The organism is Pseudarthrobacter sp. NIBRBAC000502771, assembly GCF_006517215.1.
GTDB lineage: Bacteria > Actinomycetota > Actinomycetes > Actinomycetales > Micrococcaceae > Arthrobacter > Arthrobacter niigatensis.
Genome location: NZ_CP041187.1, coordinates 1,563,320 through 1,589,867 on the forward strand (window position 1 = coordinate 1,563,320; position 26,548 = coordinate 1,589,867).

Consider the following 26,548-nt stretch of genomic DNA (forward strand, 5'->3'; position numbering starts at 1 on the left):
TTTGCCGGCTAATTACAGCGGCCGGAACGATCCGTCCCGGAGGATGGCCGCCCGCTCGCTTCCGTCCAGCTCAGCGGCGATGTCCACGTCCTCGGCGTAGCCGGCCCCGGACAGTTCGCGGCCGCTGGAGCAATTCTGCAGCAGCTCGCGCAGCCGTGGTTCGGCGGACTCGAAAACAGCCATGGCCGCCACGGCCTCCGGAGCATAGCCGTGCCGTCCGTCACCGGCTTCGTAGCCGCCCTTGCCGGCGGCCACCAGCCCCGCGATGAAGGCGCCGGCTCCGATCTGGTCCTCCGCGGAGGGCCGGATTGTGCCGTCGGGCCACCGCTCACCGGCGGCGACCACGGCCACCACGGCATCGGCGGCAAGGTTGGCGGCCACCCATTCCGCCGTGGCCGCCGCGTTCCGCAGGCAGGCTGCGGCCACGAGTGGCACTTCGGCGGCCAGCGCATGGCAAAGTTCGGAACCGTTGGGCGAGGGCAGCACCACACGGTCCAGCGAATCCGCAGCGCGGAGGCTTGCGGGGGAAAGGCTCAGGCCTCCGCCGCCGCGGGGCCCGGCCAGCTGGGCGCGGTGGTGGGCGGCGAAGTCCTCGGCCGTGGTGTCCCGCCAGCGGTAGGGAAAGACTTCAGCGCCCCGGTCCAGGGCCACGCTGACGCAGGTACTGAAGGACAGGACATCCACCACTACCGCGATGTCGGCCCCGGGTGCCACCGTCCTGGCCCCCTCCAGCCCCCATTCCAGCCGGACGGCGAAAGGGAGTTGCCGGTGGGCTGCATTGGCGGAGTGCGTGTGCCGCGGACTGGTGCCGGGTGCATTCATGCGAGTTCGCCTTCCAGGTTGCGGTGTGCGGCGTCCAGCCACAGGGCCCTGGCCCGCCGATGGTGGAACAGCGGGTCCAGTTCCAGCAGGTGGCGGACGACGGCGGACCTGCCGGCTGCGAAGTCGGCGTCGCCGATGTGCGCGTAATCCTTCCGCACGGCAGCGACGTAGCGGGCGTACTCGTCCGGTTCGGCGCCCAGGATGGAAAGGTCCGCGTCGCAGAGGAGGGCCCCGCCGTCGTCACCAGGCTCCGGCCGGTGGTCCGACGTCAGGCGGACCAGCCGGGCAACTTCCGCCACTTCTTCCTCCGGAAGCCCGGCGCCGGCCAGCCGGTCTTCGGCCAGGCGAGCTGACTCCTCCTCGTCCTGTTCAGCGATCCCGCGGTAGACGGCATCGTGGAACCAGGCCGCCAGCAGCACTGCCCGCGGCGGCTCGCCAGGTTCCGTGAGCAGGTCGATCGCCTCCAGTACGGAAAGCAGGTGGGTGCAGCCGTGGTAGTGGCGGTGTGGTTCGCTCCACCGGTCCAGCAGGTCCAGGAAGAGTGCGTCGTGCCCGGGCATGATGGCTTCCCAGCGGTTCAGCAGCGGGACCTTCAGCGACTTGTTCCGCCGGCGCGCCGGGATCCGCAGGCCGCTGGCGATGAGCCGGCGCACCAGCACCCTTCCCTCCACCGGAGCCGCGCCGGCGGCCACCAGGTCATTGAACCGGCGTTCCGGCACATCGTAGTGGTCGCCGTCGAACGCCCGCTCAGGAATCCCGGCGGCAGCCGCGAACGAATGAAGCTCGTCCAGCGATACGTCCGACACCAAGTGCGAGAAGTGCGTTCCGTGGGCAGGCCACAGCGGCGGGTCGATGTAGATGGCCATGGAAGGAGTCTAGTGCCGCCGCCGGCTGGGGCCGCGGAGCGGCCGGGAGGCCTGCCCGCAACCTCGCTTGCGAATACATAAAGGACAAAAAACCGTATTTGCGGAATATAATCCTCCTATGGCACTCATCCGCATTTCCGAGGCTGCACGGTTCCTGGGCGTGAGCGACGATACTGTCCGCCGGTGGACAGAGCAGGGGACCCTGACCGCGCTCCGGGACGCTTCCGGCCGCCGGGCGGTGGACGGGCTGGAACTGGCAACGCACGCACAGAAGCTCGCCCAGCTCCCGGAGGACCCCAAAGGCGGCAGCAGTTCGGCACGGAACCGGTTCGTCGGGCTGGTCACCAATGTCATTACGGACAAGGTCATGGCGCAGGTGGAACTGCAGTGCGGTCCTTTCCGGGTGGTCTCCCTGATGAGCAGCGAAGCCGTGCGTGAACTGGGGCTGGAACCGGGGGCCGTTGCCACCGCCGTGGTCAAGGCGACCACTGTCATCATCGAATCCTCGAAGGGCCGGGCCACTGCATGAAACAGCCACCTGCCCGGTCCGGGCACCCGCCACTCCGGAAACACGTGCTTTCCCTCGGTGTCCTGCCGGTGGTCGCGCTGCTGCTGGCCGTCCTCCCGGGCTGCGCCGCAGGGGGCTCCGCGACCGGTACCGGTGCCGGCACCACCGCAAACGATAAACCCAGCGGCGAAATCACCGTCTTCGCGGCGGCCTCCCTCAAGCAGGCCTTTGCCGAGCTCGCCGGCACCTTCGAAGCGGAACATCCCGGCACATCGGTTGCGCTGAGTTTCGCCGGTTCCTCGGACCTCGCAAGCCAGATCAGCCAGGGTGCGCCCGCGGACGTCTTCGCGTCCGCGGATACTGCCAATATGAAGAAGGTGCAGGACGCGGGCCTGGCTGATGGCACGCCGGAAAACTTCGCCACCAACACCCTGGCAATCGCCGTGCCGCCGGGCAATCCTGCCGGTGTCACATCGCTGAAGGACCTGGCCCGGCCGGGCATCAAGCTGGTGACCTGCGCCAGGCAGGTTCCCTGCGGGGCCGCCGCGGCCAGGGTGGCCCAGGCGGCGGGGCTCACGCTGAGCCCGGTCAGCGAGGAAAACGCAGTCACCGACGTCCTGGGCAAGGTCACCTCCGGCGAGGCGGACGCCGGACTGGTCTACGGCACCGACATCAAGGCGGCGGGGACCAGGGCGGCAGGCATCCAGTTCCCGGAGGCGGGGAGTGCCGTGAACACCTACCCGATTACGGGCCTCGCCGGCGGCAGGAACAAGGCCGCCGCCCACGCATTCATGGACTTGGTGGCAGGCCCGGAGGGCCAAAAAGTCCTGGCCGCCGCGGGTTTCGGGCCCGGCGGACAGTAGGGTGGGGCGAGGAACGGCCGGCAGGTCCGCCGGGCCGTGCCGGTCGACACCACCGTCAAGCATCCAGCGTTCTTAGCCGACATGTCCGGAGGAAACCAGCATGGCCCACGCAGAAAACAGCATCACCATCAACCGGCCGGCACGCGAGGTCTACGACTTCCTGGCCGACGGCCTGAACAACACCGCCTGGCGTGAGGGCGTAAAATCCATTTCCCTCAAGGAAGGCAGGGCAGGTGAGCCCGGCGCAATCTACAGCCAAACGCTGACCGGACCCAAGGGCCGCCCGTTGCAGGGTGACTACAAAATCACCACCGCAGAGCCGGGCCGCCTGCTGGGCTTCGAGGTGGTTGCGGGGCCGGCCCGGCCCACAGGCACGTATACCTTGGCAGGGGAAGCCGGCAGCACCACCGTTCACTTTGCCCTGGACGCCAGGCTTCCGCTCCTGATGCGTGTCCTTGATTCGATGGTCACCAGGACCATGGAATCTGAGGTAGCCCAACTGTCCAGGCTCAAGCAGGTCCTCGAAGGCCGCTGAGCACTTGGGTACAGCAGGCACGGAAACGGGGAAAGGCAGAGAGGGAGTGCGGCAGGTGGACAGGCACGCGTACTCCGGCATCCCCGCCTGGGTCCGGGTGCTGGCCGTCCTGGCGGCCGTCGTCGTCGTCCTGCCCCTGCTGGCCATGGTGCTGCGCGTCGACTGGGCCCAGTTCATTCCGTTGGTGACGTCGGGCCCATCACTGACTGCGCTGGGGCTGAGCCTTCGAACGTCCGCGGCGAGCACCGTGCTGTGCGTCGTGCTGGGGGTTCCGCTGGCACTGGTCCTCGCCCGCGATTCCTTCCGGCTGCAGGGGCTCCTGCGCTCGCTGGTGCTCCTGCCGCTGGTGCTTCCGCCGGTGGTGGGCGGAATCGCCCTGCTGTACACGTTCGGCCGCCAAGGGCTGCTGGGGCAGGCCCTGGAGGTGCTTGGGCTGCGCATCGCCTTCTCCACCACGGCGGTGGTCCTGGCGCAGACGTTCGTGGCGCTGCCCTTCCTGGTAGTCAGCCTTGAGGGGGCCCTGCGGACGTCGGGCTCCCGCTACGAAGCAGTGGCCGCCACGCTGGGAGCCCGGCCGGGAACGGTCTTCCGGCGGGTCACGCTGCCGCTGGTCCTGCCCGGCCTCGCGTCCGGCGCCGTCCTCTCCTTCGCGCGCAGCCTGGGCGAGTTCGGCGCCACGCTCACCTTCGCCGGCAGCCTCCAGGGGGTGACCCGGACCCTGCCCCTGGAGATCTACCTGCAACGGGAAACGGACCCCGCTGCCGCCGTCGCGCTGTCCCTGGTCCTGGTGGCAGTCGCCGTCGCCGTCGTGGCGCTCGCGTACCGGCAGCCGGCAAAGAGCCGCCCATGGACTGCCAAACGGACGACGACGCCCGCACCCGTTCGCGGGGAAGTCCCGTGACGCTGTCCTTCCAGGCAGCCGTGGCCGGGCGGGGCTTCGACGTGGACCTCGCCGTCCGGCCGGGCGAAACGCTGGCCGTGATGGGACCCAACGGCGCCGGCAAATCCACCCTGCTGGCCAGCATCGCGGGCCTGCTGCGGCCGGACAGCGGCCGGGCGGAACTCAACGGCAGGACCCTCTTCGACCTCGACGGCGCCAACCGGACCTGGCTGCCTCCCCATCACCGCGGCACGGCCCTGCTTGCCCAGGAACCCCTGCTGTTTCCCCATCTCAGCGCGGTGGACAACGTATCCTTCGGGCCCCGCAGCGGCGGTGTCCCGAAGCGGGACGCGAAGCAGCAGGCCATGCGCTGGCTGGCTGATGTGGAAGCGGAACACCTCGCCGGACGCCGTCCCGCACAATTGTCCGGCGGCCAGGCCCAACGCGTGGCGGTGGCCCGCGCGCTCGCCGCCGATCCCGCACTCCTGCTGCTCGATGAACCGCTGGCCGCCCTGGACATCCACTCTGCTCCGCTGCTGCGCCGCCTCTTCAAGCGGGTCCTCGCGGGGCGGCAGGCCATCATCGTCACGCACGACGTCCTGGATGCACTGGTGCTCGCTGACCGTGTGGTCATCCTGGAAAACGGGAAGGTTGCGGAGGAAGGGCCCACGCGGACGGTCCTGGAACGTCCCCGCAGCTCCTTTGCCGCCGGACTGGCTGGACTGAACTTCATCCCTGGCACGTTGGACGGCGCTGGGGTGCATACCTCCCGTGGCATGAGGATCGCGGGGCACCACCCGGAACCGGCCTTCCCCGAAGCCGGCTTCCCGGAAGCAGGCGGTCCGGGCGTTGCCGTCTTCCCGCCGTCGGCTGTGTCAGTGTTCCTCGACGACGCCCACGGAAGCCCGCGGAACTCGTTCGCGGTCACCATTACCGACCTCGAACCCCACGGTGACCAGATCCGGGTGAGGGCCGGCGGCCTGGCCGCCGACATCACGCCTTCCGCTTCCGCGGACCTGGGCCTTGCGCCGGGCATGACGGTGCACTTCGTGGTCAAGGCCGCCGCCGTCTCCGTCTACGGGACTTAGCGACCGGAAGGGGCAACCAGGGGATTCCCGGGGAAGGGACCTCCGGCTCTGGACAGCCGTTTCGCCGTGGGCAAACATGGCTAAGGAACGTCGCCGCGCAAAGTTGAGCGTAGTACACTCAACTTAGTCAACCAGCCCCCGAAAGGAGCTCTCTTTGGACGTCAAATTCACCACCAAGAGCCAGGAGGCTCTTTCCGCGGCGGCAATGAACGCCTCCACGGCCGGCAACCCTCAGGTGGAACCGGCCCACCTCCTCAAAGCGCTGATGGACCAGCGGGAAGGCGTGGCCGTTGCGCTCCTCCGCGCCACCGGCACGGACCCGGACGTTGTCAGCGTGCAGGCCAGCAGCGCGATCAAGGCCCTGCCCGCCACCTCCGGCGGCTCCAGCCAGCAGGCGCAGCTGTCCAGGCCTGCCCTGCAGGCCATCCAGCACGCCAAGGAGGAGGCGGACCGGCTGGGTGATTCCTTCGTTTCCACCGAGGTGCTGCTGGTGGGCCTCTCCGCCGGCAACGACGCTGCTGCCCGGCTCCTCCGCGAAGCCGGAGCGTCCCGGGAAGCCCTGCTCGCTGCGCTGCCCGGAGTCCGCGGCGACCGGAAAGTGGACAGCCCGGACCCCGAAAACACCTTCCAGGCCCTGGAGAAGTACGGCACGGACCTCACCGCGATGGCCCGCGCCGGCAAGCTGGATCCGGTGATCGGACGGGACTCGGAAATCCGCCGTGTTGTCCAGGTGCTCTCACGGCGCACCAAGAACAACCCGGTGCTGATCGGCGAACCCGGTGTGGGCAAGACGGCCGTCGTCGAGGGCCTGGCCCAGCGCATGGTGGCGGGCGACGTCCCGGAAAGCCTGCGCGGCAAGACGCTGATCTCCCTGGACCTTGGCTCCATGGTGGCCGGCGCCAAATACCGCGGCGAGTTCGAAGAGCGCCTCAAGGCTGTCCTCGAGGAGATCAAGGGCTCCGAGGGCCAGGTTGTCACGTTCATCGACGAGATCCACACGGTGGTGGGTGCAGGCGCCACCGGAGATTCCTCCATGGACGCCGGCAACATGCTCAAGCCCATGCTGGCGCGCGGCGAGCTGCGCCTGATCGGTGCCACCACCCTGGATGAGTACCGCGAGAACATCGAGAAGGACGCAGCCCTGGAACGCCGCTTCCAGCAGGTGTACGTGGGCGAGCCCAGCGTGGAGGACACCATCGGCATCCTCCGCGGCCTCAAGGAGCGCTACGAGGCGCACCACAAGGTCGCCATCGCAGACTCTGCCCTGGTGGCCGCCGCCACGCTGTCCAACCGCTACATCACGGGCCGCCAGCTGCCGGACAAGGCCATCGACCTTGTGGACGAGGCAGCCTCGCGCCTCCGCATGGAGATCGACTCCGCTCCGGAGGAAATCGACCAGCTGCGGCGGCAGGTGGACCGGCTCACCATGGAGGAGCTGGCCCTGACCGGCGAATCGGATCCCGCGTCCGTGGAGCGCCTCGCCGCACTCCGCGCCGACAAGGCGGACAAGGAGGAGGAGCTCTCCGCCCTGAATGCCCGGTGGGAAGCGGAGAAGGCCGGCCTCAACCGCGTGGGTGACCTGAAGGCAAAGCTGGACGAACTGCGCTCCGCGTACGACAAGGCTGCCCGCGAAGGCGACCTCGAAACTGCCTCCCGGATCCTCTACGGGGAGATCCCGGCCCTCGAGCGCGAGGTGAACGCCGCTGCCGAGGCAGAGGCCGCCGTGACGGACAAGTCCACGCAGATGGTTGCCGAGGAAGTGACCGCCGAGGATATCGCCGAGGTCATCTCTGCGTGGACGGGCATCCCGGCGGGCCGCATGCTGCAGGGCGAAAGCCAGAAGCTGCTCCACATGGAAGAGGAGCTGGGACGCCGCCTGATCGGCCAGGCCAAGGCCGTGACGGCCGTGTCCGACGCCGTCCGCCGCGCGCGGGCCGGCATCAGCGACCCCAACCGGCCCACCGGTTCCTTCCTGTTCCTGGGACCCACCGGCGTGGGCAAGACCGAACTGGCCAAGGCGCTGGCGGATTTCCTGTTCGACGACGAACGCGCCATGGTGCGGATCGACATGTCCGAGTACGGCGAGAAGCACAGCGTCGCCCGGCTGGTCGGGGCGCCTCCGGGATATGTGGGCTACGAGGAAGGCGGGCAGCTGACCGAGGCCGTGCGCCGCCGCCCCTACTCCGTGGTGCTGCTGGACGAAGTGGAGAAGGCGCACCCGGAGGTGTTCGACATCCTCCTGCAGGTGCTCGACGACGGCCGCCTGACCGACGGCCAAGGCCGCACCGTGGACTTCCGCAACGTCATCCTGGTGCTGACATCCAACCTGGGCAGCCAGTTCCTGGTGGACCAGACCCTGGACGCGGAGGCAAAACGGAACGCCGTGATGGCCACCGTCAACGCTTCCTTCAAGCCGGAGTTCCTAAACCGGCTCGATGAAGTGGTCCTCTTCGACGCCCTCAATGTCGAGGAACTGGGCCGCATCGTGGAGCTGCACGTGGACGAGCTGGGCCGGCGCCTCCATGACCGCCGCCTCACGCTGGAGGTCACCGACGGGGCCAAGGCGTGGCTCGCGCTGTCCGGCTTCGACCCCGCCTATGGTGCCCGCCCGCTGCGCCGCCTGGTGCAGCGCGAGATCGGCGACCGGCTGGCCAAGGCCATCCTCGCCGGGGAGATCAGCGACGGCGACACCGTAGTGGTTGACACCGCCGCGGACCTTGGGGAACTCACCGAGGGTAACGTGGACGCGCTGACGGGTGTCCCGAGCTCCGGCCTCTCAGTACGCCGGAAGGACTAACCGCAGCGGCCGTGATGCAGGCGGTGCTGCCCTGGTGACTGTCAGGGCAGCACGCTCGCGTTAATCACGTTGCCGGCGTCGGCCGTGACGTAGCAATCCACCCTGCGGTCCCCGGATTCCCAGCTGGTGTTGCTGGGATAGCTGCGCTGGTAGTTGAGCTGGAACTGCTTGGCCGCCGGGCCGAGCTTCGCTGCCTGGCAGACTTCCAGCGCCTTGGCCTTGAGCGGGTCCGCTCCCGGATACTTGGCGCTCTCCGGGTAGTGGAGGGTGGCGACGAGCTGTGCTGAATGGCCCGTGTCGCATGGCACCAAAGTGGACGCCAGGGCCTGCGGGTCGAAGTCCTTGAAGCAGTCGCCCACCGCATAGTCTGCCGGTGCAACCCCATCGCGGGGCAGGGGCTGCGGGGTGGCCGGCGGGGTCACGGCGGTCTGCAGCACGCCGCGGCCGGAACTTGTCGCCGAGTCCGTCCCGGGCGACGAGTTCAGCCACAAGGCGAGCCACACCAACGAACCGGCGACCGCGATGATGACCGTGACGAGGAATGCCTTCCAGAAGGCAGGCCTCCTGTTGACGCGCTGGTCCGGTCCCGGCTCCCGGCGCGGCTGGGACCAGGTGACCGACTCCGGGGCGGGCGCTGGACCGGCGTCCCGCCCCGGCACCAGGGGCAGGTTTCCGGTTCGAGGCGGGAGGGCCGGCTTCGGCGGGACGTCCTGGTTCACGGGTGCGCATCCTCCTGGGTTGTGGTTCCGCGGCTCGCCAAAGGCCACACAAAATCGGCACTTCTTTAGTGACTCTACCGAAGAAAAATCCCGGAATCCTGCGGGTGGAGGTGCGTCATGGTACCCCACGCCACTGCACGGGCCGATTGGCGGCAAGCAGGGGGCGCCGAAAGCATGTAATCTAGGTGTACGACAAATTGACCAAACATTCCGGGGCCTCACCGATCGCCAAGGTGACCACCTCCGGTCCAAGTACAAAAGGGGGTCACGCCATGGGGCGCGGCCGTCAAAAGGCAAAAGCTACCAAGCAGGCTCGGGACATTAAGTACTACTCCCCGAACACTGACTATTCGGCACTTCAGCGGGAGCTGACGGGTCCGGGCAGTCGTTCGACGAGCCATTACTCGAGTGAGCCGGTTGAGCCGGACTATTCGGCTTATGTGGACAAGTACGCGGATGATTTGGATGACGATGACGACGAGGTTGACAGCCGTCGCATCGGCTAGTTGTCGCAAGCCTGCCGTGGCCCCGCGCCCGGCTGCTGTGATCTCCTTCTTGTAACCCGGTTTCGGGTCACCGCATACATCATGGAGCCCGTTTCCGCACCGGAGTACCGGTGCGGCAGCGGGCTTTCCGTGTTTCTCCGAATCCCGGCTTGGTAACCTGACCGGATGAGTGTTCGAACCACCTATGCCACTGGCGAGCCCTGCTGGGCAGACCTGCAGACGCCCGATGTTGCGGCCGCCAAGGCCTTCTATAACCGCCTCTTCGGCTGGACCTACCAGGATTTTCCCACCCCGGACGGCCGCAGCTATGCGCAGGCCTTTGTCGGCGGGCAGCTGGTGGCCACCATTGCGCCGCAGAGCCCGCTGCAGCTGCAGGCCGACACCTCCGCGAAGTGGAACGTCTACTTTGCCGCCGCGGACGCTGCGGAAGTGCTGGAGGAGGCCGGACACGCAGGAGGGACGGCCCAGTTTGGGCCGGAGCAGGTGGGTGATACCGGTGTACTGGGCTTCCTTGCCCCTCCAGGTGGCGGAACCACAGGTATCTGGCAGGCAGGAACTCACTACGGCAGCCAACTCTTCAACGAGCCGGGCGCGCTGGCCTGGGCGGAACTTTTCACACCCGAGCCCCAGGCCGCCGTCGGCTTCTTCCAGCAGCTTTTCGGGCATGACGTCACCGAATACCCCCAGGACGACGGCGGCAGCTACAGTACGCTGCTCATCGGCGGCAATGAGGTAGCAGGCGTCGTTCCTGCCGATGAGGGCGATCAGGCGGACTGGCAGGTCTACTACGGCGTGGCAGATGTTGCCGCAGCAGCTGCGGCCGCCCAGGCAGCAGGGGGCCAGGTCATGGTGGAGCCGGACGAGCGTCCCGGCGACGGGTCACTGGCCACCATCCAGGACCCGCAGGGCGGCGTCCTCAACCTGATCCAAACCACCGCTTAGACATCGAGTGCTCCCCACCGGTGGCGGGGAGCACTCGACGAAGGCTTTAGGCGTAGGCGTTGACCAGGCGGACAGCGCCGCCGTCCACGCCCTTGGCGCCCTGGACGTAGTCAGGTCCGGACTTGGAAATGGCGTCTGAATCCCCGGTGACGGTGCCCATGATCCAGGACGGCAGGCCGCGTTCGTTCAGGCGTGCGACGGCGGCATCCGCGGCTTCCGGGGACACGATGGCCACCATGCCCACGCCGAGGTTCAGGGTGCGTTCCAGGTCGGCCAGCGGAACGTTGCCCAGCTCGGACACCAGCTTGAAGATGGCCGGCAGCTCCCACGTGGCACGGTCCACCGTGGCCACCAGGCCCTGGGGAAGGACGCGGGCCAGGTTGGCGGCAAGGCCGCCGCCGGTGACGTGGCTGAAACCGTGGACGGCTGCGCCGGCGCTGACCGGGAAGGTCCGGGCGAGGTCCAGGCAGTCGGCCGCGTAGACGCGGGTGGGTTCCAGGAGTTCCTCGCCCAGGGTGCGGCCCAGTTCGGACACCTGGCGGTCCAGCGCCCAGCCGGCGTGGTTGATGACGCGGCGGACCAGGGAGTAGCCGTTGGAGTGCAGGCCGGATGAGGCCATGCCGATCACCACGTCGCCGGCGCGCACGCGGTCCGGGCCCAGCAGGGCGTCGGCTTCCACCACGCCGGTGGCTGCGCCGGCAACGTCGTATTCGTGTTCGCCCAGCAGGCCCGGGTGCTCGGCAGTCTCGCCGCCCACCAGGGCGGTGCCGGCCACGGAGCAGGCGGCCGCGATGCCGCGGACAATGCCCGCGATGCGTTCGGGGACCACCTTGCCGCAGGCGATGTAGTCGGTCATGTACAGCGGCTCAGCTCCGACCACCACGATGTCGTCCACCACCATGCCCACCAGGTCGAACCCGATGGTGTCGTGGATGTCCATGGCCTGGGCGATGGCTACCTTGGTGCCTACGCCGTCCGTGGAAGTGGCCAGCAGCGGCTTCTTGAAGGTCAGCAGCCGGGAGACGTCGTAAAGCCCGGCGAAGCCGCCTACCCCGCCGATCACCGAGGAGTTGTGGGTTGCCTTCACGGCATCCTTCATGAGCTCGACGGCGCGGTCCCCGGCTTCCACGTCCACGCCCGCGGACGCATAGGTGATGCCGGCGTTGTCTGCGGCAGGGCTGGCGGAGGTCATACGGAGTCCTTCTTGTCGGCGCTGGTGGCGGCGTGTACGTCGGGCACGAGGTCGGCTTCGGTCAGCAGGTTCTCGAATTCGGAGTCCGGGCCGGGATCGCAGCCCGTGGCGCCGGCCTTTTCCGCCGGATCCTCGGTGGCGTCAACGGCCAGGGCGGCCGTTTCGCCAGGAAGGGCCGCGGGGGAGGGCTTGATGCCGCCCAGGTCGGTACGCTCCAGCAGGTTCTTGCCCAGCTTGTCCGCGTCGGGCAGCTTGATGGGGTACTTGCCGGTGAAGCAGGCGGTGCAGAGGCGTTCGCGCGGCTGCCGGGTGGCGCCGATCATGCCGTCCTCGGAGATGTAGGCCAGCGAGTCCGCGCCGATGGCCTGCGAAATCTCTTCGATGGTGGCGCCGTTGGCGATCAGCTCGGCGCGGGACGCGAAGTCGATGCCGTAGAAGCAGGGCCACTGCACGGGCGGGGAGGAGATCTTGACGTGCACGGCGGCGGCGCCGGCTTCCCGCAGCATCCGGACAATGGCCCGCTGGGTGTTGCCGCGGACGATGGAATCGTCCACCACCACGACGCGCTTGCCGCGGATCACGGACTCAAGGGCGTTCAACTTGAGCCGGATGCCCAGCTGGCGGAGGGTCTGCGAGGGCTGGATGAAGGTGCGGCCCACGTAGGAGTTCTTGACGAAGCCGTGTGCGAACGGAATACCGGATTCCTCGGCATAGCCCACGGCTGCCGGAGTGCCCGATTCCGGCACCGGGATGACGATGTCGGCCTCGTGGGTGTTCTCCCGGGCCAGCTGGCGGCCCATCTCCACGCGGGACTCATACACGGAACGGCCGGCGATAGCGGCGTCCGGACGGGCGAGGTAGACGTATTCGAAAACGCAACCGGCCGGCGTCGGCTCTGCGAACTTCTTGGACCGCACGCCTTCTTCGTCAATGGCGATGAACTCGCCGGGCTCGATCTCGCGGATGAAGCTGGCACCCACGGTGGCCAGGGCTGACTGTTCGGAGGCGACAACCCAGCCGCGTTCCAGGCGGCCCAGGACCAGCGGGCGGATGCCGAAGGTGTCGCGGGCTGCGTAGAGGGTTCCCTCGTCCATGAAGACGAAACAGAAGCCGCCCTTGATCTTGGGCAGGAGCTCGGTGGCGGTCTCTTCGAGGCTCTTGCCCGGCTCGCCTTCCAGCAGGGCGGTGACCAGCGCGGTGTCCGAGGTGTTGCCCTGTTTCATCTCGCCGGTAAGCTGCCCGCCGTTGTGCTCCGTGATCATGGCGTTGAGTTCGGCGGTGTTCGTCAGGTTGCCGTTGTGCGCCAGGGCCACGGTACCCGTAGAGGTCGCGCCCAGGGTGGGCTGCGCGTTGGCCCAGTGGCTCGCGCCGGTGGTGGAGTAGCGGCAATGGCCCACGGCCAGATGCCCGGTCAGGGTGTTCAGCGTGGTCTCATCGAAGACCTGGGATACGAGGCCCATGTCCTTATAGACGTTGATCCGCTTGCCGTCGCTGGTGGCTATGCCAGCCGACTCCTGACCGCGGTGCTGCAGTGCATACAGCCCGTAGTAGGTAAGTTTTGCTACTTCTTCACCGGGTGCCCAAACACCGAAGACGCCACAGGCATCCTGGGGTCCTTTTTCGCCGGGAAGAAGATCATGGGAAAGTTTGCCATCGCCGCGTGCCACTGATCGATTATCGCACGTTGTGGGGTATGACTTTCCCCTGCGCCTAATTGTGACCCCGGTTAGTCCTGGGGACCGGTATCAGTTTCCGAATCCGGAACGGCCTCCACGACGGCACGTTCCTGCCGCCTCACGCTCCGGCGGTCCAGGACAAGCGCCAGGGCTGCGCCAAGGATTGCGCCGACGGCTGCGAACATGATCAGGAAGAAGCCGAACACGGCACCGGGATCGAACGTCGAGTCGCCGGGCGCCGCGTATGCCACTACAGCGGCGACAACAATGCCTGCCAGTGCCCCCGCAATCAAAAAGGGGACATACTTCGGCGCGCGGCGCACGGTCACCTCACGCCGTTCGGCAGGGGTTTGTTCAAAAGCCATGCCATCCAGCCTAATGCTGGACCAGAGGGTGCGTATAACGCAGGTAACTGCGGCCGGGCGGCGGATCAGCGGGACGGACGCAGAACCGAGCCTGGTAGCCACGGGGGCTGCAACTGATATATCTATTGACATGGAGTGTGGCCACTGTCATATTTTCCCCTAGGCGCTATGTGCATTCTGTTGTGTATTACGCAATTGGGAAAGGTCGCCGTGGTGGCATGACGTGGTCTCCCGACGTGGCATGTCAGCTAGATTGGCACTTGGTGCCGACTCACCGGATCCGGCCGGATCCAGGAAAGGAACACAAGAACCATGGTCCATAAAGTTCAAGCTGTCGTCGTCCGGGAGAAGGACGCCCCGGTGTCGTTGGAGACCATCCTGGTGCCGGATCCGGGCCCGGGGGAGGCCCTGGTGGACATCATCACCTGCGGGGTCTGCCACACGGACCTGCACTACAAGCAGGGCGGAATCGGCGACGACTTCCCGTACCTGCTGGGCCACGAGGCCACCGGTGTAGTCAGCGCTGTGGGCCCGGACGTGACATCTGTGGCCCCCGGGGACCGCGTCATCCTGAACTGGCGCGCCGTCTGCGGCGAATGCCGGGCCTGCGCCAAGGGTCAGCCGCAGTACTGCTTCAACACCCACAACGCCACCCAGAAGATGACCCTTGAGGACGGCACGGTCCTCTCTCCCGCCCTGGGCATCGGCGCCTTCGCCGAGAAGACCCTGGTGGCTGCCGGGCAGTGCACCAAGGTGGACCCGGAGGTCGACGCGGCCGCAGTGGGGTTGCTGGGCTGCGGCATCATGGCCGGCATCGGCGCCGCGATCAACACCGGCGAGGTAAAGCGCGGCGAGTCCGTGGCCGTCATCGGCTGCGGCGGCGTGGGCATCGCCGCGATCGCCGGCGCGAGGCTCGCGGGCGCGACGACGATCATCGCCGTTGACATCGACGACAACAAGATCGGCATGGCCAGGTCCCTCGGTGCCACCCATGGCGTGAACTCCAAGCAGGAGGACGCGGTGGAGGCCATCCGCGCCCTCACCGGAGGCAACGGCGCTGACGTGGTGATTGACGCCGTCGGCCGACCCGAAACGTACAAGCAGGCCTTCTACGCCCGCGACCTTGCCGGCCGCGTGGTCCTGGTGGGCGTCCCGACGCCGGAGATGACGCTGGAACTGCCGCTGCTGGATGTCTTTGGCCGCGGCGGCTCGCTGAAGTCCTCCTGGTACGGCGACTGCCTGCCCTCCCGCGACTTCCCCATGCTGGTGTCCCATTACAAGCAGGGCAACCTGGACCTGGACGCGTTCGTGTCCGAGCGCATCGCCATCGACCAGGTGGAGGAGGCCTTCGGCAAAATGCACGAGGGCAAAGTCCTGCGCTCAGTTGTAGAGATCCAGCCGGCGGGGGCGCCGGCATGAGCGTCACTATCGAGAACCTGGTCACCTCGGGCACATTTTCGCTCGACGGCGGCACCTGGGATGTGGACAACAACGTCTGGATCGTGGGCAATGACGAGGAATGCGTCATCATCGACGCGCCGCACGACGCCGCCGCGATCATCGCCCAGGTACGCAGCCGGAAGGTCAAGGCCATCCTGCTCACGCACGCGCACAACGACCACATCGGTGCCGCCCGGGAGGTGGCGGACGCCCTGGGCGCACCGATCCTCCTGAACCAAGAGGACTTGATGCTGTGGGAGCAGGTCTACCCTGACGCCAAGCCGGACCGCTACCACTCCGACGGCGACCTGTTCGAGGTGGGAGGGGCAACGCTGAAGGCCATCCACACTCCCGGCCACTCCCCGGGCTCCACCTGCTTCTACCTTGAAAACAAAGGAACAGTGTTCACCGGGGACACGCTGTTCAACGGCGGCCCAGGCGCCACCGGACGGTCCTACAGCGACTACCCCACCATCCTGAAATCCATCCGCGAACGGCTGCTGACGCTGCCGGCGGAGACTGTGGTCCGCACCGGCCACGGCGAGGACACCACCATCGCCGCCGAACAGGAAACGCTGGCGAAAGTTTCCCAGTAGCGGACATCAGCAACGAGTGCCCTGGAGGCGCGCCGGGATTTCCGGCGCGCCTCCACTGCAAATGAACAATAGAGGCCGGCACGGGAAATCCCTGGTGACGGCGAGGAAGTGGGAACAATGAAGTTCGGCAAGCAGCCTGCCCCCGTCGCGGACATCAATGAGGACGAGCTCCAAGTCCACAAGCCCAAGACCGAGGCCGCCGGGGTCAAGGCCGTCATGGTTGCCCTGGAGCGCGCGGTGGCACAGGCCGGCGTCACCCGCACGGCACAGTCCCTGCTCCGGCTGAACCAGCGCGGCGGCTTCGACTGCCCGGGCTGCGCGTGGCCCGAGTCGGACAAGAAGCGCAAAGCTGCCGAGTTCTGCGAGAACGGTGCCAAGGCTGTGGCCGAGGAAAACACCGTGCGGACCGTAGGCGCGGAGTTCTGGGCCAAGCACTCCATTGCCGAGCTGTCAGGGAAGACCGAGTACTGGTTGGGAAACCAGGGCCGGCTCAGCGAACCGATGGTGATCCGGGAGGGCGACACCCACTACTCGCCAATCTCCTGGGCTGACGCCTTCGAGCTGATCGGTGAGCACCTCCGGGCCACCACCCCGGACCGCAGCGTGTTCTACACCTCCGGCCGCACCGCGAACGAGACCGCGTTCCTGTACCAGTTGTTCGCCCGGTCACTGGGCACCAACAACCTGCCGGACTGCTCCAACATGTGCCACGAGTCTTCCGGATCGGCGCTGAACCCGACCATCGGCATCGGCAAGGGCACCGTGTCCCTTGACGATATCCACGACGCCGAACTCATCTTTGTCGTGGGCCAGAACCCCGGCACGAACCACCCGCGGATGCTGTCCGCGTTGAAGGAATGCAAGGACAAGGGCGGCAAGGTGGTGGCCGTGAACCCGCTGCCCGAGGCCGGCTTGTTCAACTTCAAGGACCCCCAGACCGTTTCCGGTGTGGTGGGCGGCGGGACGCCGTTGGCCGATGAGTACCTGCAGATCAAGGTGGGCGGGGACCTGGCGCTGTTCCAGGCGCTGGGCCACCTGCTCCTGGAGGCCGAGGAACGAAACCCGGGGACCGTCGTCGACCATTCCTTCATCGCCGACCAGACAGACGGGTTCGACGCCTACCGCGACGCCCGCCGCACCCTGGACTGGGACGAGACCGAGAAGGCCACCGGCCTGACCCGCGTGCAGATCGAGAAGGTGGCGGGGATGCTGGTGGCATCCAAGGCCTCGATCTTCTGCTGGGCGCTGGGCGTGACGCAGCAGCCGCACTCGGTGGACACCATCAAGGAAATGGTCAACGTCCTGCTGCTGCAGGGCAACTTCGGCAAGCCCGGCGCCGGCGCCTGCCCGGTCCGCGGGCACTCGAACGTCCAGGGCGACCGGACCATGGGCATCTGGGAGAAACCCAAGGAGTGGCTCCTGCAGGCCTTGGACGCCGAGTTTGGCATCACCTCCCCGCGGCACCACGGCTACGACGCCGTGGAGTCGATGGAGGCCTTTGAACGGGACGAGGTGGACGTATTCGTGTCCATGGGCGGGAACTTCTCGCTCGCCTGCTCGGACACCGAAGCGCTGGAAGCCGGCATGCAGCGGATCGGGCTGACCGTGCACATCTCCACCAAGCCCAACCGCTCGCACATCGTGCATGGCCGGACATCGCTGATCCTGCCCACGCTGGGCCGCACGGACAAGGACGACAAGCATCCCAAGGGCGCGCAGTTCCTGTCCGTGGAGGACTCCATGTCCGTGGTGCACTCCACCCAGGGCCGCCTCACCCCGGTCTCCGATCACCTGCTCGCCGAGCCCGTGATCGTGGCGCGAATGGCCGAGGCCACGTTCGGGCCGCAGCACGCCGTGGACTGGCGCGGTATGGCCGAGGACTACGATGTGATCCGCGACCACATCGCCCGCGTCCTGCCCGGCTTTGAGGACTTCAACGCCAGGGTCCGGACCAAGAACGGGTTCGTGCTCCCCAACCCGCCACGGGACACCCGTTCGTTCTCCACGGACATCGGCAGGGGCCGGTTCACTGTGAGCCCGCTGGAGTACCTCACCCCGCCCACGGGGCACCTGGTGCTGCAGACCATCCGCAGCCACGACCAGTACAACACCACGTTCTACGGCCTGGACGACCGCTACCGCGGCATCTCCGGCGGACGCCGCGTCATCCTGATCCACCCCGAGGACCTCGCCGAGCAGGGATTCCAGGACCGCGAGCTCGTGGATGTGGTGAGCACGTTCCAGGGCGTGGACCGCCGGGCGGACAAGTTTCGCCTGGTGGCGTACCCCACCGCGAAGGGCTGTGCCGCGGCGTACTTCCCCGAAGCCAACGCCTTGGTCCACAAGGAAAACGTGGCCCGCGTATCCAACACCCCCGGCTTCAAGGCCATGTTCGTCCGGTTCGAGCCGCACCAGGGCGGGGCGGCAGCAGCCGAGGAATCTGCAGGGGAGCTGGCCGGAACGCACGCTTAGCCCCATCGGGTGGGTAAGCTGCGCCGGTGCGGGCAGTGACGACGGCGGCAGTCCGGCAGGTGCCGGCTGTCGCCATCGCTGTTCCCCCACTCGGCTTTTGGGCCGGGTAGTTCCCGTCGGGACCGGCCTCCGGGTACAGGTCCTTGCCATAGCGGTGGACGACGCTTGCCGGGCCGCAACATACTCACCGTGTCAGGCGCTTGCGGTGTCAGGCGGAGGGCGCGTGCAGGACCAGCTCCAGCCAATCTTCTGCTGGTGATACCTGGATCTGCACCAGGTCCGGAACAGTGCAATGCGAGCTTCCCTCCTCCGGAACCCGGACGCGGTCTTGGGTGTCCGGCCACCGCGGTGGTTCCCAGTCCTGGTGTTCGCTTTGGTAGTGGCGGCCTGTGGGTGAGGTCCAGCCGGGTGGTTCGTTCTTGGTGGCGGGGGTGGGTTTCCAGCCGGTGGTGTGTCGGAGTTTGTGGTGTTTCGGGCAGGGCTGTCCCAGGTTGCTGATTCCGGTGGTGCCGGCCTTGGCCCAGGCGAGGATGTGATCGGCATCGTTGTCCAGGGAGTTGTTGCTGCACCCCGGGAACGGACACTTCCCGTCCCGCATCCGCAACCACGCCCGCATCGGACCTGTCACCCGGTAACTCGTCCGGCAGATCTCCAACGGGGCCCCGTCCCGCGGATCCACCAACACCCGGTAAAACGACCCCGCCCCGTTTGCGACCAGCTCCCTGGCCATGGACGGCGGAATCGGCCCATACCCGTCCAGCACCGCCGGCTCATCGGCCAGGCCGAGCAGCGAGAACACCGGAACCGTGACCAGCACCTGCGCCCGGACCGGCGACGGCACACGGTCCCGGACAGCACCCGCGCCGTCGCTGGGGCTGCCGCCAGCACCCGCGCCGTCGCTGGAGCTGCCGCTCGCGCCCTCGGTCATACCGCCGCTGCCGCTTGCACGGGTGTCGCTGGCGCCGGTGCCGTTGGTGAGGATCGCATCGGCGAAGGTGTCGGCCCGGAGCTGGGTCAGGGTCCTGCCCTCGCCGGGGCCCTGCAGGCTACGGGCGGTCGCGGTGAGCCGGTTCCACCCGGCCAGGGCCTGGTCCGCGGGAAGATACGCGGAGAGCCAGGCCATCCCGTCCTGGTCCGCCCGGAACTCCACCCGCCGCTCCGACACCCCCTTGGCGTGGCGTGTCTCGATGCTCTCGGCGTGGTGGCGTTCCCGCCAGGTCCGGGCCTTGGCCTTGAACCGGTGCGCCGGCAACGCACCCACCGGGCAGCCCCGTGCCGGGTCCGCGGCGCCCGGGTCCAGGAAATGGGCTTCCAACGCCGCCGCCCCCGCAGCATCCAGGCACGCCGCCTCGTCCGCCATCACCACCGCGTGGCCCCAGGAGATCACCCCGGCCTGCAACGCCGACAAGGTCAGCGGCAACAAGGCAGTCACCGCATAGGAAGCAGCCAGGAACGACGACGCGGCGCGCGGACCCAGGGCCAGCACGCACCCGATCTCCGCCGCGACCGCCATCTCCTGCGCACGCACCGGCACATCCGGCCCCGCAACCACGTCGGCGCTCTCCGCGTACGTCACCGCAGCCCTCGCCTTCAGGCCAGCGAACCCGGCCTCGACCTCCCGGGCACCGGCCAGAATGTCCAGGCACCCAGCCGCCACACCAGCCAACGGATCAGCCGCAGAAAACGGCTCCAAACCAGCCCCGTCCACCTCAGCATTCAGCACAGCAAGGGCAGCCCGGATCTCCCCAAACGCCCTCACCACCGCCGATTTCCCCATAAACCCATCATGACAAGGGGGTACGACATTAATGGGACCGCCGGGCCTGTCCTCGGGAGGGGACGGTCAGCCATACGACGGCTCCAGCAACGGATTCTTTACGTTCAGAAACAGCGGTCCTCCGTGGCCCCGACCGTGCTTTTTCGTCATATCCGAAATTGATTGACAGTGGGCGTGGCAGGAGTCACACTGTTGCATATGGTGATCGTTGTTGCGTTAGGCGCTTCAGTTTTTTCCGGAGTTATCGCTTCTGTTGCTGATGAACCTCCCCACATTCATTGACGGAACGTCTTGGACACCCCTTGTAGCCCCACCTGCTCCGTAACCACCCTCAAATCGCCCAATGCCCAGCCCTATCGGGAGGAAACACATTGACTACCTCAGTGAACGCGCCCCTCAGCGCACGCGGAAAGCTCGCCTCAACATTGCCTGCGGAGCAGCTGGCCGAAATTACCGAGTTGTTTGCTTTGCGGCGCACCGGCTACTCCCTCGACGCCCCCTTCTACACCGACCCGACGATCTTCAAGCTCGACATGGAGGCCATCTTCGGCCAGCACTGGATCTTTGCCGGCAGCGTCGCCGAGCTTCCGGAGCCGGGCGATTACATCACGGTCGACTACGGCCCCTACTCCCTGATCGTGCTGCGTAACGACGACGGCGAGGTCAACGTCCTGCACAACGTCTGCCGCCACCGCGGTGCACGTGTCCTGACCGAAGCTGCCGGTTCCACCGGAAACCTGGTCTGCGGCTACCACTCCTGGACCTACTCGCCCGAGGGCAACCTGATCCACGCCTCCGCCCCGGGGGAGGCCAAGTTCGACAAGAGCTGCTTCGCGCTCAAGCGTGCCCACAGCCGTGAAGTTGCCGGCCTCATCTTCGTCTGCATCGCGAACGAGCCGCCGGCGGACTTCGACGAGACCGCAAAGATCTTCGAGCCTTACCTTGCGCCGCACGACCTGTCCAAGACGAAGATTGCCTACCAGCAGAACATCATCGAAGAGGGCAACTGGAAGCTCGTCATGGAGAACAACCGTGAGTGCTACCACTGCGACGGGCACCCGGAACTCGCCTGCTCGCTGTTCCCCACGTGGGGCCTGACCGAGGGCCTGATCCCGACCCACCTCGAGGAAGTATGGGACCGCAACAAGGAAGCCCAGTCCTCCCTCGAGGAGCGGTGCCGCCGCTATGGCCTGCCCTACGAGGTGGTTGAGGAACTCGATACCCGTATCGCCGGTATCCGCATTTCACGCGAATCCCTGGACGGCGAAGGCGAATCGTTCTCCGCAGACGGCCGCAGGCTCTCCAAGAAGCTCCTCGGCGACCTGCCGGACTTCCGCCTGGGCCGCTGCTCGATGCACCTGCAGCCCAACAGCTGGTTCCACTTCCTGGGCGACCACGTCATCACCTTCGGCGTTTTCCCCATCAACGAACACCAGTCCCTGGTCCGCACCACCTGGCTGGTGGCCGACGACGCCGAGGAAGGCGTGGACTACGACCTCGACAAGCTGACCTACACCTGGAAGCAGACCAACATCCAGGACAAGGCGTTCGTTGAGCTGTGCCAGCAGGGTGCTGCAAGCCCCGCCTACGAGCCCGGCCCGTACATGAAGAGCGAATACCAGGTGGAGGCCTTCATCAACTGGTACGTCCAGCGGGTGCAGGAGCACTTGGCATGATTGAAGTCCTCACTGAGACGCCTGTCCAGGAGCCACAGCGCATTCGCGGCCTTGAAATGCCGTGGAACCGGGTGATGGGCAGCATTGAAGGACCCGCCAGCGCAGCCAAGGCGCTGGGCCCGTGGCATCCGCAGGAGTTCATGGCCGAATGCGTCGAGACCGTTCCCGAAGCGGGCGGCATGATGACGTTCGTGTTCCGCCGCTGCGACGGCGCCCCGCTGGCGTTCCGTCCGGGCCAGTACGTGAACATTGCCTTCCCCGTAAACGGCGAGGACCAGGAGCCGGTGGACCGCAGCTACTCGCTGTCCAGTTCGCCCACGGAACCGTGGACCTTCAGCGTCACCGTCAAGCGCGACGCCGGTGGACTGGTTTCACCCTGGGTACACCAGAATGTCAGGCCCGGCACCGTCCTGGACATGCTGGGACCCGTTGGGGCATTCCACCTGCCTGATGCCGACCGGCGCGCGCGGTACCTCTTCCTGGCCGCCGGCGCCGGCATCACCCCCATCATGTCGATGCTGCGGACCATCCACTCCCTGCCGGGAACTGCCGACGTTGTGGTGCTCTACCACGGCGCGGAAGCCGGCGGCTTTGCCTTCCACCGGGAGTTGGCTTACATCGCTTCCGTGGACTCGCGCATCAAGGTCTTCTACGCCCTGGGCGACCGTGGCAGGCCCGGGGACTGGGAAGGCTTCAGCGGACGGCTGACCTCAGCCATGATCGACGAAGTGGCCCCGGACGCCAACGGCCGGCAGGTCTACGCCTGTGGACCCGAGGGGTACCTGAACACCGCCACCGAACTGCTCAGGAGCGTGGGCGTCGACGACACTTCCATCTACATGGAGTTTTTCTCCGGCGACCGGCAGACCCTCCTTGAATACCAGGCCGAGCTCGCCCTGGCTGCGGACATTGCCGGGGAGATCGCTGATGAGATCGCGGAGTCCGCAGAGGACTACTTCGAAGGCCAGCCCGCAGCGTTCGAGATCTACGAGCCCGGCTACGACGAGGATGGAACCCTGCAGGCCACGGGCTTGGCGCTGGAAGCCGCCCCAACGGAAGTCCCTGCCGGGGCCGCCACTCCGGCTGCGGCCCCGGAGGCGCAGACACCCGACGCTTCAAGCTTCGACACCGTGGGAACGGGCAGCCTGACCCTGTCCTTTCTCCGCACCGGGATCAATGTGCGGATCGACCCCGAGGAGCACATCCTTGAGGTGGCACAGCGCGCCGGTGTCCGGATCGGCGCCAACTGCAAGGAGGGCATGTGCGGCTCCTGCAAGGTGGTCAAGCTGTCCGGGGAGATCGACATGAACCACCAGGGCGGCATCCGCAAACGGGAAATCGACGCCGGAAAGTTCCTTCCCTGCTGTTCCACTGCGCGCACCGACATGGTGATCGACGCCTAGCCGCGCCCCTGGAGCGGCGGGAGCCCTGCGCACCCCCATGATTCACCGCAAGTGAAAAGTAAAACCACACGGAAGGTCTGATGCAGCCAGCGTCGGGCCTTCTGTTGTCTGCGGCTCCGACCAGCACATGGTGCGCGGCCGCACCACCGCCCCGGCGGGCCTCGTCCTGGGGCACGAGATCACCGGCGAAGTCATCGAGACAGGGCCCGACGAATACGTGCTGGTTCCGTACGCCGACTGGAACCTGCTGCGCTTCCCCGACCGGGACCAGGCGCTGGAGAAGATCATGGACCTGACCATGCTCTCCGACATCCTGCCCACCGGATTCCACGGCGCGGTCACGGCCGGCGTCGACTCCGGCATCGATGCCGTCGGTTTCGAGGCCCGCGGCCATGGCCATGGCGCCCAGGAAGCACCGGCCACGGTGCTTAACTCGCTGATGGACCTCACCACCGCCGGCGGCTCCGTGGGCATCCCGGGCCTCTACGTCACGGGCGACCCGGGAGCCGCGGACGAGGCCGCCAGGAAGGGAAGCCTGTCCCTGTCCCTGGGTACCGGCTGGGCCAAGTCCCTGTCCTTCACCACGGGCCAATGCCCGGTGATGAAGTACAACCGGCAGCTGATGATGGCGATCCTGCATGACCGGATCCAGATCGCCAAGGCTGTCAATGCGAAGGCCATTTCGCTCGACGATGCCCCGCGCGGCTGCGCCGAGTTCGATGCCGGCGCCGCCACGAAGTACGTCCTGGACCCGAACGGCGGCACCCCACTCAACAGGGGTGCCGCCGTTGCCATGCCCGGGGTTAGCTCCGCGGGCACCAAAAAAGGTGGCTGGGCCTGCCGGTCTCAAGCAGGCCCAACCACCTGGTGCAGTTGGGGCAGGTCAGCCGCGGAGGCGTTCCATGCCAGGGTCAAAGAGCGGCTCCGCCGAAACAGTGGCCGTCACGCGCCGCCCGAAGTACTCGATCTCCACGGAGTCGCCTTCAGCCACCGACGTGGGCAGCCAGGCATAGGCGATGGGCTTGCGGACGGTGAAGCCGTACGCCGCGCTCGTGACGTAACCAACGGCTTCCCCGGCCACGTACACCGGTTCCTTGCCCAGCACCACTGACGTGCCGTCGTCGACCGTCAGGCAGCGCAGCGTCTTGGCAGCCGGCTGCTCCTTGCGGACGGCGAGGGCCTCGGCACCCACGAATCCCGTCTTGTCCTTGGCCACGGAGAAGCCCAGGCCCGCCTGGTACGGGTGGTGCTCGGACGTCATGTCCGTGCCCCAGAGCCGATAGCCCTTCTCCAGCCGCATGCTGTTGAAGGCGCCGCGGCCCGCCGCGATGATGCCGTGTTCCCGGCCGGCTTCGAACAGCAGGTCCCACAGCTTCAGCCCGTACTCGGCCGTGGTGTAGAGCTCCCAGCCCAGTTCGCCTACGTAGGAGAGCCGCATCGCCGTGACGGGGATGCCGCCCACCGAGATTTCCTTCGTCCGGAAGTACTTCAGGCCGTCGTTGGTCAGGTCGTCCGTGCTGACCTTGCCGATGACCTCGCGGGCCAGGGGGCCCCACAGGCCGATGCAGCAGGTGCTGCCGGTGATGTCCGTGACGTGCGCCCACTGGGAGGGATCGGCCGCCGACTGCCGGCGGGCCTCCACCCGGAGGTAATCGAAGTCCACGTTGCTGTTCACGCCCAGCTGGAACTCTTCCTCCGCGAGCCTGGCCACGGTCACGTCGCTGCGGATGCCGCCGTCGTCCGCCAGCAGCAGGCAATAGGTCACGGCACCCGGCTTCTTGGCGATGTTGCCCGTGCTGAGCCGGTGCAGCAGCGCCTGCGCTCCCGGGCCGGTGACGGAGAGCCGCTTCAGCGGCGTCATGTCGAAAAGTCCGACGGCGGTCCGCGTCTTCCACGCCTCGGCGGCGGAAATGGGGGAGTGGAACATGGCGGACCAGTCGTCGCGCTCCGGAGCCCGCCATTCTTCCGGCAGGTCGGCCAGGAGTCCGCGGTTGGCTTCGAACCAGTGCGGTCGCTCCCAGGCGGCGGACTCCAGGAAGAAGGCGCCGAGCTCTTTCTGGCGGACGTTGAAGGGGCTGACGCGCAGGTCCCGCGGCGATTCGCGTGGCTGAAGCGGGTGCATGACATCGTAGATCTCCACGAAGTTCTGCTGTGAGGTTTCGCTGACGTAGGCGTCGGAGGTCTGGACCTTTTCGAAACGGGTCAGCTCGCAGCCGTGCAGGTCGGTCCGCGGCTGGCCGTCGATGATCAGCTCTGCCATGGCCTTGGCGACGCCGGCCGAGTGCGTGACCCAGACGGCCTCGGCCACGAAGAAGCCCTCGAGGTCCGGTGCTTCGCCCATGAGCGGGCCGCCGTCCGGAGTGAAGGAGAAGATGCCGTTGAAGCCGTCCTGGATTTCGGTGCTGCGCAGTGCCGGCAGCAGGTCCTGGCTGTCCTCCCACGCGGGCAGGAAGTCTTCGAGGGTGAAGTCCAGGCGGGAGGGCATCCGGTGGTCGGACATGTCCTCGGCTGAGACCTTCGGCAGTGCGGACATGTCGACGGGCATCGGGCGGTGGGCGTAGCTGCCGATGCCGATGCGGTCGCCCCATTCGCGGTAGTACAGGTCCTTGTCCTGGTAGCGCAGGATGGGCTTGCCGGCACCGTTGGGAAGCTCGTTGACGTTCTCGAGTTCGGCAAGGGGCGTGGTGATGGCGTACTGGTGGGCCAGCGGCAGCAGCGGCACCTCCAGGCCCACCATCTTGCCGAGTTCACGGCCCCAGAACCCTGCGCAGGACACCACGATGTCGGCAGGGATCAGTCCGGCGGAGGTTTCGACGCCGGTGACCTTGCCGCCGTCACGGGCGATGCCGGTGACGGTGGTGGAGCCGCGGTAGGTGACGCCCTGTTCGCGCGTGCGCTCAATCAGCAGCTGCACGGCCCGGGCCGCCAGGGCGAGCCCGTCGGTGGGGATGAGCAGGCCGCCAAGGACCTCGCGGCCGCCGGTGAGCTTGCCGGTGTTCAGCAGCGGGTAGATCTTTTCGCATTCGTCGGCGTCGATGATCCGGCTTTCCACACCCCAGGCGGTCATGACGCCCATCTTGCGCTTGAGGTCGGCCAGGCGCCCGGGAGTGGTTGCCAGCTCCAGGCCGCCCACCTGGTTGAAGCAGGACTGCCCGTCCTTGCCCAGGGCCAGGAGCTTGTTGACGGTGTACGTGGCGAACTCCGTCATGGTCCGGGACGGATTGTTTTGGAACACGAGTCCGGGGGCGTGCGACGTGGAGCCGCCGGCGAGCTCCAGCGGGCCTTGTTCGACGACGGTGATGTCGTTCCAGCCGCGGCTTGCCAGCTCGTCGGCGAGGTTGGTGCCGACGATGCCGGCTCCGATGATGACGACGCGGGGTGATGCGCTCATGGTTTTTGGTTCTCCTGGTTGGTGCTGGAATCCG

At 67.2% G+C, this 26,548-nt stretch carries 21 protein-coding genes and 1 pseudogene; 14 read left to right on the top strand and 8 right to left on the bottom strand.

Translation table 11 applies throughout. The features are described from left to right. Positions 1 to 12: 12 nt before the first annotated feature. Both NIBR502771_RS07320 and NIBR502771_RS07325 read right to left on the bottom strand, forming a co-directional pair. Positions 13 to 822 (bottom strand): 2-phosphosulfolactate phosphatase, encoded by an 810-nt coding sequence (locus NIBR502771_RS07320; RefSeq protein WP_141159157.1) that lies wholly within the window; start codon positions 820 to 822, stop codon positions 13 to 15. Beyond that, on the bottom strand, positions 819 to 1,688 hold the full coding sequence (locus tag NIBR502771_RS07325; protein WP_141159158.1) for a DUF4031 domain-containing protein: 870 nt from the start codon (positions 1,686 to 1,688) through the stop codon (positions 819 to 821). Before NIBR502771_RS07325 ends, NIBR502771_RS07320 begins: the two co-directional genes overlap by 4 nt. A gap of 118 nt (positions 1,689 to 1,806) precedes the next feature. Between NIBR502771_RS07325 and NIBR502771_RS07330 the strand changes: the two genes are divergently transcribed. From NIBR502771_RS07330 to clpB, 6 genes are all read left to right on the top strand, one after another. Beyond that, complete coding sequence (locus tag NIBR502771_RS07330; protein ID WP_141159159.1) at positions 1,807 to 2,217, top strand: molybdopterin-binding protein; 411 nt, start codon at positions 1,807 to 1,809, stop codon at positions 2,215 to 2,217. After that, the gene (gene modA / locus NIBR502771_RS07335; protein WP_141159160.1) at positions 2,214 to 3,059 is read left to right on the top strand and encodes a molybdate ABC transporter substrate-binding protein; all 846 of its coding nucleotides are present in this window, start codon (positions 2,214 to 2,216) and stop codon (positions 3,057 to 3,059) included. The genes NIBR502771_RS07330 and modA overlap by 4 nt, the downstream gene beginning before the upstream one ends. 100 nt (positions 3,060 to 3,159) lie before the next feature. After that, complete coding sequence (locus tag NIBR502771_RS07340) at positions 3,160 to 3,594, top strand: SRPBCC family protein (protein ID WP_141159161.1); 435 nt, start codon at positions 3,160 to 3,162, stop codon at positions 3,592 to 3,594. Between the two features lie 55 nt (positions 3,595 to 3,649). Next, the gene (locus NIBR502771_RS07345) at positions 3,650 to 4,495 is read left to right on the top strand and encodes an ABC transporter permease (protein WP_141159162.1); all 846 of its coding nucleotides are present in this window, start codon (positions 3,650 to 3,652) and stop codon (positions 4,493 to 4,495) included. Further along, entirely contained in the window at positions 4,492 to 5,562 is a 1,071-nt protein-coding gene (locus tag NIBR502771_RS07350; RefSeq protein ID WP_141161456.1) for a sulfate/molybdate ABC transporter ATP-binding protein, read from the top strand. The genes NIBR502771_RS07345 and NIBR502771_RS07350 overlap by 4 nt, the downstream gene beginning before the upstream one ends. 154 nt (positions 5,563 to 5,716) lie before the next feature. Then, the gene (gene clpB / locus NIBR502771_RS07355) at positions 5,717 to 8,359 is read left to right on the top strand and encodes an ATP-dependent chaperone ClpB (protein ID WP_141159163.1); all 2,643 of its coding nucleotides are present in this window, start codon (positions 5,717 to 5,719) and stop codon (positions 8,357 to 8,359) included. 41 nt (positions 8,360 to 8,400) lie between these two features. On the opposite strand, the gene NIBR502771_RS07360 is transcribed toward clpB, so the two are convergent. After that, positions 8,401 to 9,078: a septum formation family protein gene (locus NIBR502771_RS07360; RefSeq protein ID WP_141159164.1), complete on the bottom strand. Its 678-nt coding sequence runs from the start codon at positions 9,076 to 9,078 to the stop codon at positions 8,401 to 8,403. 272 nt (positions 9,079 to 9,350) lie between these two features. On the opposite strand from NIBR502771_RS07360, the gene NIBR502771_RS07365 reads away from it, so the two are divergent. Next, positions 9,351 to 9,584: a DUF3073 domain-containing protein gene (locus NIBR502771_RS07365; protein ID WP_141161457.1), complete on the top strand. Its 234-nt coding sequence runs from the start codon at positions 9,351 to 9,353 to the stop codon at positions 9,582 to 9,584. Between the two features lie 165 nt (positions 9,585 to 9,749). Beyond that, positions 9,750 to 10,526, top strand: a complete 777-nt coding sequence (locus tag NIBR502771_RS07370) for a VOC family protein (RefSeq protein WP_141159165.1) — start codon at positions 9,750 to 9,752, stop codon at positions 10,524 to 10,526. 46 nt (positions 10,527 to 10,572) lie between these two features. Here NIBR502771_RS07370 and purM read toward each other — a convergent pair whose 3' ends face one another. Genes purM through NIBR502771_RS07385 form a run of 3 tightly spaced genes read right to left on the bottom strand, consistent with a single transcriptional unit; the run spans position 10,573 to position 13,759 of the window. Beyond that, positions 10,573 to 11,718 (bottom strand): phosphoribosylformylglycinamidine cyclo-ligase, encoded by a 1,146-nt coding sequence (gene purM / locus NIBR502771_RS07375; protein ID WP_141159166.1) that lies wholly within the window; start codon positions 11,716 to 11,718, stop codon positions 10,573 to 10,575. Beyond that, positions 11,715 to 13,385 (bottom strand): amidophosphoribosyltransferase, encoded by a 1,671-nt coding sequence (gene purF, locus NIBR502771_RS07380; protein ID WP_141159167.1) that lies wholly within the window; start codon positions 13,383 to 13,385, stop codon positions 11,715 to 11,717. The genes purM and purF overlap by 4 nt, the downstream gene beginning before the upstream one ends. 59 nt (positions 13,386 to 13,444) lie before the next feature. After that, a complete protein-coding gene (locus NIBR502771_RS07385; protein ID WP_141159168.1) occupies positions 13,445 to 13,759 on the bottom strand; it encodes a hypothetical protein in 315 nt (104 codons plus the stop codon). A gap of 312 nt (positions 13,760 to 14,071) precedes the next feature. On the opposite strand from NIBR502771_RS07385, the gene NIBR502771_RS07390 reads away from it, so the two are divergent. The 3 genes from NIBR502771_RS07390 to NIBR502771_RS07400 all read left to right on the top strand — a co-directional run bounded on the left by NIBR502771_RS07390 (position 14,072) and on the right by NIBR502771_RS07400 (position 18,267). Continuing rightward, on the top strand, positions 14,072 to 15,178 hold the full coding sequence (locus NIBR502771_RS07390) for an S-(hydroxymethyl)mycothiol dehydrogenase (protein ID WP_141159169.1): 1,107 nt from the start codon (positions 14,072 to 14,074) through the stop codon (positions 15,176 to 15,178). Continuing rightward, entirely contained in the window at positions 15,175 to 15,795 is a 621-nt protein-coding gene (locus NIBR502771_RS07395; RefSeq protein WP_141159170.1) for an MBL fold metallo-hydrolase, read from the top strand. Before NIBR502771_RS07390 ends, NIBR502771_RS07395 begins: the two co-directional genes overlap by 4 nt. 117 nt (positions 15,796 to 15,912) lie before the next feature. Continuing rightward, a complete protein-coding gene (locus tag NIBR502771_RS07400; protein ID WP_141159171.1) occupies positions 15,913 to 18,267 on the top strand; it encodes an FdhF/YdeP family oxidoreductase in 2,355 nt (784 codons plus the stop codon). Between the two features lie 208 nt (positions 18,268 to 18,475). Here the strand turns inward: NIBR502771_RS07400 and NIBR502771_RS07405 are convergent, their stop codons facing one another. Beyond that, entirely contained in the window at positions 18,476 to 20,044 is a 1,569-nt protein-coding gene (locus NIBR502771_RS07405) for an HNH endonuclease signature motif containing protein (RefSeq protein ID WP_141159172.1), read from the bottom strand. 371 nt (positions 20,045 to 20,415) lie between these two features. Here NIBR502771_RS07405 and NIBR502771_RS07410 point away from each other — a divergent pair, with 371 nt between their 5' ends. The 3 genes and pseudogenes from NIBR502771_RS07410 to NIBR502771_RS07420 form a co-directional block, all read left to right on the top strand. Next, positions 20,416 to 21,720, top strand: a complete 1,305-nt coding sequence (locus tag NIBR502771_RS07410; protein WP_141159173.1) for an SRPBCC family protein — start codon at positions 20,416 to 20,418, stop codon at positions 21,718 to 21,720. Continuing rightward, a complete protein-coding gene (locus NIBR502771_RS07415; RefSeq protein WP_141159174.1) occupies positions 21,717 to 23,123 on the top strand; it encodes a ferredoxin reductase in 1,407 nt (468 codons plus the stop codon). Before NIBR502771_RS07410 ends, NIBR502771_RS07415 begins: the two co-directional genes overlap by 4 nt. Positions 23,124 to 23,229: 106 nt before the next feature. After that, positions 23,230 to 23,883 (top strand): annotated as a pseudogene (locus NIBR502771_RS07420) (alcohol dehydrogenase catalytic domain-containing protein); the annotation flags it as partial. 123 nt (positions 23,884 to 24,006) lie between these two features. On the opposite strand, the gene NIBR502771_RS07425 reads toward NIBR502771_RS07420, so the two are convergent. Then, a complete protein-coding gene (locus NIBR502771_RS07425) occupies positions 24,007 to 26,514 on the bottom strand; it encodes an FAD-dependent oxidoreductase (protein WP_141159175.1) in 2,508 nt (835 codons plus the stop codon). Positions 26,515 to 26,548: the final 34 nt, after the last annotated feature.

Coding starts and splice junctions, on each gene's coding strand:
- NIBR502771_RS07325 (WP_141159158.1), bottom strand. CDS start 1,688: ATGGCCATCTACATCGACCCGCCGCTGTGGCCTGCCCACGGAACGCAC.
- NIBR502771_RS07320 (WP_141159157.1), bottom strand. CDS start 822: ATGAATGCACCCGGCACCAGTCCGCGGCACACGCACTCCGCCAATGCA.
- NIBR502771_RS07370 (WP_141159165.1), top strand. CDS start 9,750: ATGAGTGTTCGAACCACCTATGCCACTGGCGAGCCCTGCTGGGCAGAC.
- purM (WP_141159166.1), bottom strand. CDS start 11,718: ATGACCTCCGCCAGCCCTGCCGCAGACAACGCCGGCATCACCTATGCG.
- NIBR502771_RS07425 (WP_141159175.1), bottom strand. CDS start 26,514: ATGAGCGCATCACCCCGCGTCGTCATCATCGGAGCCGGCATCGTCGGC.
- NIBR502771_RS07405 (WP_141159172.1), bottom strand. CDS start 20,044: ATGGGGAAATCGGCGGTGGTGAGGGCGTTTGGGGAGATCCGGGCTGCC.
- modA (WP_141159160.1), top strand. CDS start 2,214: ATGAAACAGCCACCTGCCCGGTCCGGGCACCCGCCACTCCGGAAACAC.
- NIBR502771_RS07330 (WP_141159159.1), top strand. CDS start 1,807: ATGGCACTCATCCGCATTTCCGAGGCTGCACGGTTCCTGGGCGTGAGC.
- NIBR502771_RS07390 (WP_141159169.1), top strand. CDS start 14,072: ATGGTCCATAAAGTTCAAGCTGTCGTCGTCCGGGAGAAGGACGCCCCG.
- NIBR502771_RS07415 (WP_141159174.1), top strand. CDS start 21,717: ATGATTGAAGTCCTCACTGAGACGCCTGTCCAGGAGCCACAGCGCATT.
- NIBR502771_RS07340 (WP_141159161.1), top strand. CDS start 3,160: ATGGCCCACGCAGAAAACAGCATCACCATCAACCGGCCGGCACGCGAG.
- NIBR502771_RS07385 (WP_141159168.1), bottom strand. CDS start 13,759: ATGGCTTTTGAACAAACCCCTGCCGAACGGCGTGAGGTGACCGTGCGC.
- NIBR502771_RS07400 (WP_141159171.1), top strand. CDS start 15,913: ATGAAGTTCGGCAAGCAGCCTGCCCCCGTCGCGGACATCAATGAGGAC.
- NIBR502771_RS07395 (WP_141159170.1), top strand. CDS start 15,175: ATGAGCGTCACTATCGAGAACCTGGTCACCTCGGGCACATTTTCGCTC.
- NIBR502771_RS07365 (WP_141161457.1), top strand. CDS start 9,351: ATGGGGCGCGGCCGTCAAAAGGCAAAAGCTACCAAGCAGGCTCGGGAC.